This is a genomic window from Acinetobacter sp. YH12105 (assembly GCF_013419095.1).
GTDB classification, from domain to species: domain Bacteria; phylum Pseudomonadota; class Gammaproteobacteria; order Pseudomonadales; family Moraxellaceae; genus Acinetobacter; species Acinetobacter pseudolwoffii.
This window is the reverse complement of the sequence record NZ_VPAU01000007.1, coordinates 88,633-102,397: the sequence shown is the minus strand read 5'-3', so window position 1 is coordinate 102,397 and position 13,765 is coordinate 88,633. Positions and strand designations below refer to the sequence as shown.

Annotated in this window: 9 protein-coding genes and 1 tRNA gene; 8 read left to right on the top strand and 2 right to left on the bottom strand. The window is 43.5% G+C overall.

Translation table 11 applies throughout. From position 1 onward, the window contains the following. Nucleotides 1-2 precede the first annotated feature (2 nt). From FTU44_RS07770 to FTU44_RS07760, 3 genes are all read left to right on the top strand, one after another. Nucleotides 3-1,994: a DUF3488 and transglutaminase-like domain-containing protein gene (locus tag FTU44_RS07770; protein WP_180050005.1), complete on the top strand. Its 1,992-nt coding sequence runs from the start codon at nucleotides 3-5 to the stop codon at nucleotides 1,992-1,994. A 47-nt stretch (nucleotides 1,995-2,041) separates the two neighbouring features. Further along, nucleotides 2,042-2,118: transfer RNA gene (locus FTU44_RS07765), tRNA-Val, on the top strand. Nucleotides 2,119-2,446: 328 nt separating this feature from the next. Beyond that, nucleotides 2,447-3,484 carry a metallophosphoesterase gene (locus tag FTU44_RS07760; RefSeq protein WP_180050003.1) on the top strand — a complete coding sequence of 346 codons (1,038 nt, stop codon included), beginning with the start codon at nucleotides 2,447-2,449 and terminating at the stop codon, nucleotides 3,482-3,484. A gap of 88 nt (nucleotides 3,485-3,572) precedes the next feature. Here the strand turns inward: FTU44_RS07760 and FTU44_RS07755 are convergent, their stop codons facing one another. Next, on the bottom strand, nucleotides 3,573-3,995 hold the full coding sequence (locus FTU44_RS07755; protein ID WP_005171632.1) for an OsmC family protein: 423 nt from the start codon (nucleotides 3,993-3,995) through the stop codon (nucleotides 3,573-3,575). A 147-nt stretch (nucleotides 3,996-4,142) separates the two neighbouring features. On the opposite strand from FTU44_RS07755, the gene crp reads away from it, so the two are divergent. From crp to FTU44_RS07735, 4 genes are all read left to right on the top strand, one after another. Next, on the top strand, nucleotides 4,143-4,850 hold the full coding sequence (gene crp / locus FTU44_RS07750; protein WP_005171629.1) for a cAMP-activated global transcriptional regulator CRP: 708 nt from the start codon (nucleotides 4,143-4,145) through the stop codon (nucleotides 4,848-4,850). Nucleotides 4,851-5,041: 191 nt separating this feature from the next. Then, nucleotides 5,042-6,091: an NADP(H)-dependent aldo-keto reductase gene (locus tag FTU44_RS07745; protein ID WP_180050001.1), complete on the top strand. Its 1,050-nt coding sequence runs from the start codon at nucleotides 5,042-5,044 to the stop codon at nucleotides 6,089-6,091. A 578-nt stretch (nucleotides 6,092-6,669) separates the two neighbouring features. Continuing rightward, complete coding sequence (gene clpB / locus FTU44_RS07740) at nucleotides 6,670-9,249, top strand: ATP-dependent chaperone ClpB (protein WP_180050000.1); 2,580 nt, start codon at nucleotides 6,670-6,672, stop codon at nucleotides 9,247-9,249. A 228-nt stretch (nucleotides 9,250-9,477) separates the two neighbouring features. Continuing rightward, entirely contained in the window at nucleotides 9,478-10,761 is a 1,284-nt protein-coding gene (locus FTU44_RS07735; protein ID WP_074382984.1) for a DUF945 family protein, read from the top strand. A 90-nt stretch (nucleotides 10,762-10,851) separates the two neighbouring features. Here the strand turns inward: FTU44_RS07735 and rlmKL are convergent, their stop codons facing one another. Further along, the gene (gene rlmKL, locus FTU44_RS07730; protein ID WP_005096529.1) at nucleotides 10,852-13,056 is read right to left on the bottom strand and encodes a bifunctional 23S rRNA (guanine(2069)-N(7))-methyltransferase RlmK/23S rRNA (guanine(2445)-N(2))-methyltransferase RlmL; all 2,205 of its coding nucleotides are present in this window, start codon (nucleotides 13,054-13,056) and stop codon (nucleotides 10,852-10,854) included. Between the two features lie 238 nt (nucleotides 13,057-13,294). On the opposite strand from rlmKL, the gene FTU44_RS07725 reads away from it, so the two are divergent. Continuing rightward, nucleotides 13,295-13,639 (top strand): hypothetical protein, encoded by a 345-nt coding sequence (locus tag FTU44_RS07725; RefSeq protein ID WP_159137940.1) that lies wholly within the window; start codon nucleotides 13,295-13,297, stop codon nucleotides 13,637-13,639. Nucleotides 13,640-13,765: the final 126 nt, after the last annotated feature.

Below are 13,765 nucleotides of genomic sequence, written 5' to 3'. Positions count from 1 at the left end.
TCATGATCAATGCAAAAATCCGCACCTCAATTGTCCTGACTTTGGGCCTGATTCTCATCGCCCAGATGGTATTTATTCCGGTTCTACTCAGTATTATTTTTGCGATTAGTATTGTGTGTATCTGGATTTTCCTGAAACGTCAGCAGCCATTTCCTAAAACGGGCACTTTCCTGCTGACGGCTTTGGCACTCGGCAGTATTTATTTGAGCCATCAGAGTTTTATTGGTGTCGAGGCTGGGGTAGCGGTTTTATCTACTTTTTTATTTGCCAAATCACTGGAAAGTAAAAATAAACGTGACTTAATTATTTTGTTTAATTTTGCCCTATTTGTCGCTGCCAGTTCATTTTTATACAGTCAGTCATTTGGCATGGCGATCGTGATTGTGCTGTGTTTAATCAGCTGTCTGATTGGCCTGTACCGGATTCAGACCAGCGAGTTTGAGCAGGAGCCGACCACCCAGCGTGCCGCCTTACAACAGGATGCCAAGCATGTAGCGAAGTTTATCCTGTACGCCATTCCATTTTTTATCCTGCTGTTTATTTTCTTCCCGCGTTTGCCACCACTTTGGCATATTCCCATCCCAGAAAATAAAGGTGTGACCGGTATTAGCGACAGCATGTCGCCCGGTGATATTGCTGAATTATCGCAGTCTAGTGCATTGGCTTTCCGGATTATCGGTGATGTCAGTAAACTCCCACCGCGTTCAGAGCTGTATTGGCGCGCCTTGGTACTGGATGAATATGATGGTCAACGCTGGACCAGCAGTTTCGTCAATCAGCAACCTTTAATGCGACAGCCCATGGATAGCTCGCCAGTGCCGGTTGGATGGAACTATCAATATCTGGCTGCGGATCCTTCGGTGTTCTGGATCATGGGGCTGGAAAAATCAATACCTGTGGAGCGCCGTTATTATAACCGTCAGGACTGGAGTATTGTGCCGCGACGACTCACGCAACGTGTTGAACCGATTCCGCTGCAGTGGATTGGGACACAATATGATCCTCAGGCTGTAGGTCAATATCTTGCGCGAATCAATACCCAGGTACAGCGCAGATTGGATCCTCAAGCGCAGCAGCTGGCACAACGCCTATATATGCAAAGTGCTGAAGATCCACGCCGTTATGTGCAGAACGTTCTGAACTGGTATCAGCAGAATAACTTTGTTTATACCCTGAAACCGGGCCAGTTGGGACAAAACCGGATTGATGAATTTCTATTTAACTCCCGGCAAGGGTTTTGTGAGCATTATGCATCGAGTTTCGTCATGCTGATGCGTTATGTCGGGATTCCTGCACGTGTGGTGACTGGTTATCAGGGTGGAGAACTGGCACCGGATCGTAAGAGTTGGGAAGTCCGGCAACTGGATGCTCATGCCTGGACAGAAGTCTGGTTAGATCAGAAATGGCAGCGCTTTGATCCGACCGCCATGATTGCGCCGCAACGTATAGATGGCGGAATGCAAAACCTGCTGTCTCAAGATGAAAGAGTCTGGTCAAATAATTCGACCTGGACATCGCAGAATAATCAGTGGATGACCAAGATGCGGGTCTGGAGCGATTATGCCAGCTACCAGTGGCAAAGCAAGGTGGTGGGTTATAATGCAGAATCGCAACAGAACTGGCTATCAAAATTAGGTCTGAGTTCGGTTTATTCGAGTATTGTGGTTTTGCTCGGCAGTATTGCATTACTGATTCTAGCTTATATATTAAGAATTTATCTAAAAGCCCGACAGGCTCAATCCCCATTTGATCGTGCTATCCAACAGTTGAATCAATCTTTAGCTGACGATCTCAAAAAACAGCCTGCTGAAACTTTTCATCACTGGATGCAGCGTTTATCCCAACAGGTTAAGGACGAAAATCAGTCTGCATTTATAGAGGCAATCCGGATTTTTGAAAAGTATCTTTATTCAGGAGCAGAACTTACTGATCAAGAATTGAAAAAATTCAAGGATTTGCTTAAAACTTGTGCTGACAGTTTGAAAATCAAATGAAAAGACTTGTCTTCAGTCAGAAAAATTTATAATATGCCATACATTCTAGGTGTATAGCTCAGTTGGTTAGAGCGCTACGTTGACATCGTAGAGGTCTCCAGTTCGAGTCTGGATATACCTACCAAGATTCAAAAAAGCCCATTCAAAGAATGGGCTTTTTTATGACTTAATTTTAATGTAATAAATTTAATTGTTTCATAAAGTCCAGCCTGCACTCAAAAATACAAAAAATAGCAGGACTAAACTCTTAAAGCATATAAGGATTATGTCTGGTATTTTTTAGGTCATTTTAAAATCAAGATAAAATATATTTTATAAAAAATCTTTATTTAAACCTGACATATTTTAACTGAACTATTTAAAGTATCTAGTGTTCTGTATTCCGATCTAAAAAAATTTAAAGCATACTCCAAGGATGTTCATCTGGCTTCATTTTAACTCAGGATGCATAAGTGAAATATTCATTTATACAACAGGCTTTCACTGGCCCCGTGGATATCGTTGGGGATATTCATGGCGAGATTGCAGCACTGGAACAACTGATTCATGTATTGGGTTATGACCGGCACGGTCGTCATCCTGAACAGCGTAAACTGATTTTTGTTGGTGATCTGTGTGATCGGGGGCAGGATAGTGTCGCGGTGATTAAACGGGTCAAACAACTGGTAGATGAAGGCTATGCACAATGTGTCATTGGCAATCATGAATTGAACCTGTTGACCGATACTTTTCGGGAAGGCAATGGCTGGTTTTTTGGTTCACCGCATCAGGATGATCTGAAACCTTTTGATTCCATACAGGCTTCAGCCACAGACCGTAAGTGGATTCTAGATTTTTTAAATCGCTTGCCGGTGGCGCTCGAGTCTGAGCAGCTGCGTGTGGTACATGCCTGCTGGCATCAGCAATCCATTGATCGATTACGTGATTCTCATTTCAATTCGCTCAGAGAAGCCTATGCTAAATTCGTTGAGCATACAGCGCTGGATTTGCAAGCCTTAGGTATTAATGAATTAATGCAGAATGAACAGCAACAATACCAACACCAGTTCAAAGACCCAGCTGCAACTTTACCTTTATTGCAACACCTCGCAGAAAAAGAGCTGCGTGAGCAAATGCACAATCCAATTCGGGTCATCACTTCAGGTGCAGAACAGATCGCGGTGCAACCCATTTACGCCGGTGGCCGATGGCGCATGATCGATCGTTTGCCATGGTGGGACAGCTATACCGATCAAATTCCAGTGATTACTGGGCATTATTGGCGAAACTTTAAAACTACTGAAGAAAAGGCCGGACTATTTAAATCGATCGATGCATTGCAATGGTATGGACAGCAACAAAATGTATTTTGTGTGGATTATTCAGTGGGTAAACGATATCTCGATCGTCAGCAGCAAGTGGCATTTCGTCACCGGCTGGGCGCTTTAAGATTTCCAGACAATATTCTGATCTTTGAAGATGGCACCCATTACCTGGTTCAAGGGACTTAATCAGATAGAGTCTTCAGAAGTTTTGCTCGGCAATTTGTTGGTATAAAAAAGCAGCCATTCAGGCTGCTATTTTTAGAAGATTGCAAGTTTATTCTGCTTCGATAATTTCATAATCATGGGTAATTTCAACGCCGCCATCCGAAAGCATTTTGCTGGCAGAGCAATACTTTTCTGCAGAAAGTTCTACGGCTTTTGCCACCTGTTTCTCTTTAATGGCTTTGCCTGTCACGACAAAATGTAAGTGAATTTTCGTGAAAACTGCCGGAATTGTATCCGCACGTTCAGCCTTTAACTCACAACGTACATCGCTAATATCCTGACGGGCTTTCTTCAAAATGGTCACAATATCAAAAGATGCACAGCCACCCAGACCGGTTAAAAGGAGTTCCATTGGACGGGGACCACGGTTTTCACCGCCATATTCCGCTGAACCATCCATAATGATGGTATGACCACTTTGAGTTTTTGCTTCAAAAGCAACATTCTCTAACCAATGAACGCTTGTTTGCATTGCAACTACCTAAAAAAAGCTATAAATTTGTCAAGTAACTGTACACTAACATAAATTGGGTTGATACGGAATTTCAATCCCACTGTGTGACAAGTTCACATTAGGTCTTGTGCGATCTATACATTATCCATATTCGGAACCGTAAGCATGACTTCAAACTTTTCACAATTAAGCACAGATGCGCTTTCTCCGGGGCAATTACCAGAATCCGTGAAAGCACTGTTAAAACGTGCATATATTAATCGTTATCCAAAACGTACTACGATCATTGATGCAGGATCAGAATCTAAATCTTTGTATTTGATTTTGAAGGGGTCTGTATCCATCATTCTTCGTGAAGATGATGATCGTGAGATTGTCGTGGCATATTTAAATCCAGGTGACTTTTTTGGGGAAATGGGTTTATTTGAGGTAAATCCACAACGTACTGCAGAAGTTCGTACACGTGATGTGTGTGAAATTGCTGAAATCACCTATGAAAATTTTCATGAAATCAGCAAGCAATATCCTGATCTGAGCTATGCGGTATTTGCTCAGCTGGTACGCCGTCTGAAAAATACCACACGTAAAGTGACTGATCTGGCATTCATTGATGTTTCAGGCCGTATTGCACGTTGCCTGATCGACTTGTCTTCTCAGCCTGAGGCGATGATTTTACCAAATGGCCGTCAGATTCGTATTACCCGTCAGGAAATTGGCCGTATTGTCGGTTGTTCCCGCGAAATGGTCGGCCGTGTACTGAAGACACTTGAAGAACAGGGTATGATTGAAACTGATGGTAAAGCCATTCTGATTTTCGATGTTTCTCTGGAGGAGCCAGAAACGGTCAGTGCCGGTGAGCTCGAAGACGAATAAGTCAAAAATAAAAAAAAGCAAATCTTCTGATTTGCTTTTTTTATCCCTACTTTAAAAGCACAAATTCATTCGAACATAACAATTTGGCACAAGCTTTTTAGAAAAGATAATTTAAGTCCCCTTATCATTCCGATAGGCTATAGCGCATGTGATAGCAATAAACGACCGATAAATTTTAAGGATATTTTTTTATGCAGTTCAGACCATTGGCAGATACAGGCATTCTTTTGCCGGAAATTTGTTTGGGCACCATGACATTTGGTGAGCAAAACACACAGGAAGAGGCTTTTCAGCAACTGGATTATGCTTTGGATCAGGGACTGTATTTCTGGGATACTGCTGAAATGTACCCGGTACCACCAAAACCTGAAACGCAAGGTGCAACCGAGCGTATGATTGGTAACTGGATTGCCTCTCGCGGTGGCCGTGACCAACTTTTTCTGGCCTCAAAAATTGCCGGTCCTTCACAAGGCGGCAGTCATATCCGGGATGGCAGAACCCGTTTCGTTGCAGATGAAATTGCATCAGCGATTGACCAGTCCTTGGCACGTCTGCAAACCGATTATATCGATTTATATCAGCTGCACTGGCCGCAACGTCCAACCAATTTCTTTGGCAAGCTGGGCTATGGTAATGCAGAAGCGGCAGAAGATCGTGCAGTAACAGATCTGGAAGAAACCTTAACCGCTTTACATCAAGAGATTCAAAAAGGCCGCATTCGTTATATCGGCCTGTCCAATGAAACCCCATGGGGCACCATGAAATTTTTACATCTGGCTGAAAAACTTGGTTTATCTAAGTTTGTCAGTGTGCAAAATCCCTATAGCTTATTGAATCGTACTTATGAAATGGGCATGTCAGAAATTGCCAAATACGAAGGTGTAGGCCTGTTGGCTTATTCACCTTTGGCATTCGGTTATCTGACCGGTAAATTCCGTCATGGTGCGCGTCCTGCCAATGCTCGGGTTACTTTATATTCGCGCTTTAGCCGCTATAGCAATCCGGAAAGTGAATGGGCGACCGAACAATATGCACAACTGGCCGAGCAGCATGGTCTGACTTTGACGCAATTGGCTTTGGCCTTTATCAAACAGCAGTTCTTTGTAACCAGTACTATTATTGGGGCCACCAATCTGGATCAGTTAAAAGAAAATATTCAGGCCTTTGAAATCGATTTATCTGAAGACGTACTGAAAGGTATTGAAGCGATTCACTGTCAGCAGCCAAATCCGGCTCCATAATTTTTATCGTTATTTAGACGCACCCTTGATTGAGGGTGTTTTTTTATTGTTGATTACACGCTTATTTTAATGAAAAAGAGTATGGGAAAGGATCGTCAAATCCGCATAATTAAAACATCATCCATAAAAGATGCTCTTATAAAAATGAATCATGAAACTACTTTGTCCCAAACAAAAGTATGAGCGAAAGCCATACGGAAGTTGCTGAACTAATTTTTCTTTATCAGTGATAAGGCCATTAATCACCTCGAGTATTGATTCAAACTGAACAGAAACTCTCTGAAGTTCTTCATTTGGTAGAAGGGTTAGGACAGCATATGTAAGCCAATTTTGTTTTAAATTATCCCGATACAACTAAATAGCTTAATCAAGATGATGAGTTAGCGCTAGTCTTGGGGTCTCATTAAAAATTCTCTTTCGCTTACTTGAAATATGATTTGACTACACCAATATTATAATTGAAATCTGTATATTTTTAGATAATAAGTTTTTGAAAAATATACAAAAATAATTTGAAATCTGATTAATCGCACCCATATATCCATCAAGTAGAAAATTTGTTGTGAGGAATAACAAAAATGCGTTTTGAGAAATTTACCAATCGCCTGCAGCAAACCCTTTCCGATGCACAATCATTGGCCATGACTAAAGACCATAGCTCGATTGATGGGATTCATATTCTGGCCACCTTGATGGATGAAGCATCCAATGTCAGCTTGCTGCAGCAGGCCGGCGCCAATCTGCGTGAATTGCAAACCAAGCTGCAAACGGCCCTAAGTAATGTAGCAACCCTGAGCAATCCCTCCGCGGATATCAATCTCAGCCCTGAAGCGGCAAAAGTATTACATTTGGCAGACAGCTTCGCGCAAAAAGCCGGAGATGAGTTTCTATCTACAGATTGGGTACTGTTGGCGCTGGCAGAAACAGGTAACACAAAAACCTTATTAAACAGTGTTGGCCTAAAGGCAGAAACCTTAGGCCAGATCATTAATCAATTTCGAGGCGATGAAAAAGTCATGAGCAATAATCATGAAGATCAGCGTGATTCACTGAATAAGTACACCATTGATTTAACTGAACGTGCTTTGGCAGGCAAGCTTGATCCTGTGATTGGCCGTGATGATGAAATCCGCCGTACCATTCAGGTTCTGTCACGCCGCACCAAAAATAACCCGGTACTGATTGGTGAGCCGGGTGTGGGTAAAACGGCAATCGTCGAAGGTCTGGCACAGCGGATTATTAATGGTGAAGTACCTGAAGGACTGAAAGGTAAACGTGTTTTATCGCTGGACCTGGGATCTTTACTGGCCGGTGCCAAATACCGTGGTGAGTTTGAAGAACGCTTAAAAGCCGTTCTGAAAGATATTGCCAAACACGAAGGCGAAATCATCTTATTCATCGATGAGCTGCATACCTTGGTGGGTGCCGGTAAGGGTGATGGTGCGATGGACGCCGGTAACATGCTGAAACCGGCGCTGGCACGTGGCGAGCTGCGCTGTGTCGGTGCGACTACGCTGGATGAATATCGTCAGTATATTGAAAAAGATGCAGCGCTCGAGCGTCGTTTCCAGAAAGTCTTGGTGGATGAACCGAGTGTGGAAGACACCATTGCGATTCTGCGTGGTCTGAAAGACCGCTATGCAACGCATCACGGGGTACAGATTCTGGACTCTGCGATTATTGCTGCAGCGAAAATGTCACATCGTTATATCACCGATCGCCAGTTGCCGGATAAAGCCATCGACCTGATTGATGAAGCAGCATCACGCATTAAAATGGAACTCGATTCCAAACCAGAAGCTTTGGATAAACTGGAGCGCCGTCTGATTCAGTTAAAAATGCAGCTGGAAGCGGTGAAAAAAGATGAAGACTCAGGTGCCAAAGCTGAGATTCAATATCTGTCTGACCAGATCGCCACGGTTGAAAAAGAGTATCAGGACCTAGAAGAAATCTGGCGTGCCGACAAAGCCTTGGTTGCTGGTAATAAAGACATTCAAGTCAAACTGGATCAGGCCCGTATTGCACTGGACAAGGCGCAACGTGAAGGTGATCTGGCTGAAGCAGCACGGTATCAATATGGCGTCATTCCAGAGTTACAAAAACAGCTGGAACGTATTGAAGCAGCTGAAGAAAGTGAGGCACCGAAACTGCTGCGTGACAAAGTCACCGACAATGAAATTGCCGAGGTGGTCAGTGCGGCCACCGGTATTCCTGTGGCGAAAATGTTGCAAGGTGAGCGTGACAAACTGCTGCATATGGAAGAGTTCCTGCATAACCGTGTGGTGGGGCAAGAAGAAGCTGTGGTTGCGGTGTCGAATGCGGTACGCCGTTCACGTGCAGGTCTGTCAGACCCGAACCGTCCAAGTGGCTCATTCCTGTTCCTGGGTCCAACGGGTGTGGGTAAAACAGAATTGACCAAAGCATTAGCAAACTTCTTGTTTGATAGTGACGATGCCATGATTCGTATTGATATGTCTGAATTCATGGAAAAACATTCGGTCAGTCGTTTGGTCGGTGCGCCTCCGGGCTATGTGGGTTATGAAGAAGGCGGGGTGCTGACGGAAGCGGTACGTCGTAAACCCTATAGCGTGATCTTGTTCGATGAAGTCGAAAAAGCGCATCCGGATGTGTTTAACATCTTGCTACAGGTGCTGGATGATGGTCGTTTAACTGACTCGCAAGGCCGGGTAGTGGACTTTAAAAACAGCGTGATCGTTATGACGTCGAACCTGGGTTCGCAGGATATGCGTGAACTGGGCGTTAATGCAACACGTGATGAAGTTCGTACAGTAGTGATGAATGCGGTCTCGGAACATTTCCGTCCGGAGTTTATTAACCGTATTGATGAACTGGTGGTCTTCCATGCGCTGGAAAAAGACCAGATTCGCGGTATTGCCGATATCCAGTTGAATCGCTTGCGTCAGCGCCTGGCAGAGCGTGATATGCGTCTGTCGGTAGATGATAGTGCTTTCGATCAGTTAATTGATGCCGGTTTCGATCCGCTGTATGGTGCGCGTCCGTTAAAACGTGCGATCCAGCAACGTATTGAAAATGGTCTGGCTCAAAAAATCCTTGCAGGGGAATTCCAGCCGGGTGATACGATTCTGGTCCAGGCCGAAGCGGGTGATTTAATCTTCGAGAAAATGAAACTTAGCTAATATTGCCTGTCCTTTTAATTTTCAGAAAACCTAGCTTCGGCTAGGTTTTTTGATGGCTGACAATTCAGGTCATATCAGTAAAAAAATTGCTTAAAAGTGACAGCTATTTTTAATATTTTGTGATGAATATTATGTTTAAGTGATTTATTTGCAAAACAATTATCTTTATTTTTTAAGATTAACTATAATTTATGTTCAATAAAAATAGATAAATTCTGAGCAAAAACTATGTCGAAAATAGTATGGGGTGGAATTGGTGTCGTGGTGTTGGCGGGGGCTGTGAGCACGGGTAATTTATATGCAGATAAGAGCTTGAAAGCGCATTATCAACAAAATTTAAAACCAGCGCCGAACATTAGTGTGCAATATACTGACTACGCTATGGGGGCTCTACAAGGCACGGCCAAGTGGAGCATGAGCATTGTGCCAGACGCGTGTAATGCCAAAGAAAAATTAGTATTTAATGGTCAAGACCAAATTCAGCGTACCTGGAAAGGCTATACCATTCATTCTCAACTCGATTTAGCACAAGGACAGGGCGCATATGCTGAATTTTTTCAGCAACCTTTAAAAGTGACGACGCAAGTCAACTGGTTGGGTGTATCGACCACACAATTACAAACCCCTGTCATCGAAAAAAAAGAAGCAGGTTTATATACCAGAATTGACCCTATACAGATCAAGTTTCAGGCAAAACAGAGTCAGGGACAACATAAAATTTTAAATATGAGTTTTGATGTGCCAGAATTGTCTATTCGTGATCAGTCTGGAAATACACAACTCAAGGGTGTGCATTTTAAAACCAATCAGGCTCTGAATGCGCAGTATTTAGAACCGGGTTATTTCGAGTTCAATATTGTCAAAATGCAGCGCCAGGATGCTAAGGCAGAAGGCTCAGGACAACTGAAAGACCTGAGCTGGCGTATGGATACCCAACTGCATGAGCGTACAGTAGATGTTCAATCAAAATTTAAAATTGCCGAAATGGGCTTAAATAATGTCCCTGCGATGCAAGACTTAGAACTCAATTGGGAGCTCAAAGACTTACAGCGTCAAAAAATGCAGATATTATTTGATATTCTGCAAAAGCAAAATAACTCTTGTCTGGAAGCAGGAAATTTTGAAAAAGATGCGATACAAGCCATGCTGGCGGTGATTAATGATGGCTTCAAGTTTGAATCGAAGCAGAATCAGTTAAAGTTAGGTACAGGCAGTATTCAGGCAGATTTAGTCGGAAAAGTAATGCCAGGCCATCAAACCACCTTGGAAAGCTTGGCAAAAATGTTCCCAAATCTGTTAGAAGTGCAAACCAATATCAGTTTCAATAAACAGGTAGTAAAAACCTTCACTCATCATTATATGCGTGCCGCAGGTAAAAATATGTCCGATCAAGAGCTGGAGCAAATGCTGAGTGCGATGCAAGCTAATCAGCAAATTCAGCGAGATGGTGATGTGTTTAAACTATCCATGCATTATCTGTATGGTGAAAAGAAGTTCTTAACTGCACAATAAGTTGTAAGTCGCTTTTTAACAGCGAATCTAAGAAGAAAAAGCCTGTTCAACTGAACAGGCTTTTGTTTTATCACAATCTAATACCAGTGATTACACTTTAGGATGGCCGATTTTCCAGGCACGGTGAATCTTCTGGTTACGCTTGAAATCAGGCCCAATGGTTTCTTGAGTAATTTCTTCAACATCATAGAACGCCAGAATTTCTTCATCCATCTCGAAACCACGATAGTTGTTCGAGAAGTACAGGGTACCATCGCTGGTTAAACGGTTCATGGCGCGTTTCAGCAAGGATAGATGGTCGCGCTGTACGTCAAACGTCCCGTAGAATTTTTTCGAGTTTGAGAAAGTGGGTGGATCAATAAAGATCAGCTCATATTGCTCATGACCTTCTTTGAGCCATTCAAAACAGTCAGATGCAAAGAACTGATGCTGTTCATCGGCGTGATCCACGGTTAAACCGTTCAGCACGAAGTTTTCCTTCGACCAGTTCAAATAGGTATTGGAAAGATCGACACTGGTGGTACTTGCAGCACCACCCAAGGCAGCATGTAGGCTCGCCGTAGAGGTGTAGCTGTAGAGGTTCAGGAAGTGTTTGCCTTTGGCCTCACGGGCAATACGCAAACGCATTTGACGATGATCCAGGAACAGACCGGTATCCAGATAATCGGTCAGGTTAACCAGAATCTTGGCCTTACCTTCCTGTACGATAAAACGCTTCGATGCGGTACTTTGTTTGGTGTACTGGTTTTTACCTTCCTGACGTGCGCGGGTCTTGATAAAGATCGCATCACGGCCCAGACCGGTCACAGCGCGAATGGCTTGCAGTGCCAGGTTAAAGCGTTTCTTGGCTTTTTCAGGGTCAATCGTTTTAGGTGGAGCATATTCTTGCACATGCAGGCGCTCACCATACAGATCCACCGCGACATTAAAGTCTGGTAAATCGGCATCATACAGACGTAAACAGTGTACGCCTTCTTTGACTGCCCATTTTTTCAGGGCTTGCATATTTTTGGTCAGACGGTTGGCAAACTCCATCGCACCTTCGATTGGTTCGAATTGTTGCGGCTGCCAACCTTCCAGAAACGGACGCACCACAGCCGCAGGTTTAACCGTACCAAAGCGGATATAGATCGGCAATTTACCATTCATCAAACGCAGGATTTGCGGATCATTAAAGGCCAGCACGTCAGCCTGTTCGACTTGAGAGGCAATCACCGCCGCTTTTTGATTCGGGAAATTCTTTTGCAGTAAAGCCGATAAACCAAGATATAAAGAACGGTTCTGCGCTTTATCACCGAGACGCTCACCATAAGGCGGGTTGGTTACGAAGAAGACTTTCTTGCCTTCAGCCTGAAAATCCGGCCAGTCATTTAAAGTACGCTCTTCGATCATGATATTGTCGAGAGCAGCTTCAAAACCTGCCGCGATGATATTTTGACGTGTCGCTTTTACAGCTTCCCAGTCTGCATCGAAGGCATAGAATTGCGGTAATGGATTTTCCATTGCCGCTTGGTGGCGTTCAGCTGCTTCAGCTTTAATGCCCATCCAGAGTTCATGGTCATGGCCATTCCAGCCATTAAAACCGAAACGACGCACCAGACCCGGCGCACGGTCGGTCAGGATCATCAGTGATTCAATGATAAAGGTACCTGAACCACACATTGGATCGACAATGATGTCCGGATTAATCTGTTTAAGCTGACCTTTTTGCAAAATTGCAGCAGCCAGATTTTCCTTGATTGGTGCATCGGTCATAAAGTGGCGATAACCACGTTTATGTAATGAGTCGCCGGACAAGTCCAGACAATAGGTATGTTCTTTCTTCCCAGCCAGAATATACATGGTAATTTCTGGCTGTTTGGTATCGATACTTGGGCGTTTACCCACAGCTTCCATGAAGGAATCTACGACACCATCTTTGGCACGCAAAGTTGCGAACTGGGTATTGACCTTGATGTCACGCTCGACATGCAAGCGAATCGCAAAGGTACTTTGTGGTGCAAAAATGAGCGACCAGTCAAAGCTGATTGCACCTTCATATAGCTCTTCTGCCACATCACGGGCATCGTGAGAAAATTCAATTTCATGGGTATGAATTGGCATGAGCACACGTGAAGCCAGACGTGACCACATACAAATCCGATAAGCATTTTCCAGACTGCCTTTAAAGATTAAACGACCGGGAAAACGCTCAATATTCTGAACACCTAAGCCTTGTAGTTCTTCTTCTAATAAGGTTTCCAGACCATCGGCACAGGTGACCCAATAATTGCTTAAACGTGGAGAGGTATTCATATAATAGAGAGACCAAAAAAGATAAATAAAAAACTGCGCCAAGTTTACCGTATTTTTATATTGAAAGCTTTTTAAATTCTCTGAAAGGCCTTGCCGTGTACGCGTGAAAAATAATATTCACATGATAAATTGATGAACTGGTACGCATTTTGCTCTATACACAGCAAATCAGGCAGTCAGTCGGAGGAGAGCGATGGCTGCCTGATTCTGATTTTTCAATTTTATAATGGGGGTTAAAATGTTAGAGAATCAGTTACGCAACCATGACGCTTTTTCAGTGGCCACTTTAATTTATACACGTTTGAGACGTGTGTCAGGCCGGGTCGTGGATGCGCTTTATCTGGCAGAAAATCTGGACTATGCACGGCATGTGATTGAACTGGTAGAACAGACCCAAGATCCAGAGTTGCAGCGTTTAATCGAGCGCTTAAAACAGGTTTGGGATCTGCCTGTGGTTCGGCAGCAACAGTTTGAAAAATCTGCACATCTGCCACAGCAGGAGGTATTGGTCTCGGTTGAACCCGATCAGGACGATATCTACCGTGCACAGGTTGCACATCATTATATCGGTGCGCTGCGATAAAACGATGGGTGTGAATGTGCCAGACTGAAGCACCCATAATTTTGTACTGAAAGTCAGCAGGATGGAAAATGGTTAAATTATCTTATTGAAAAAATACATAGGAATTTCAATTTCTATTTTTATTAT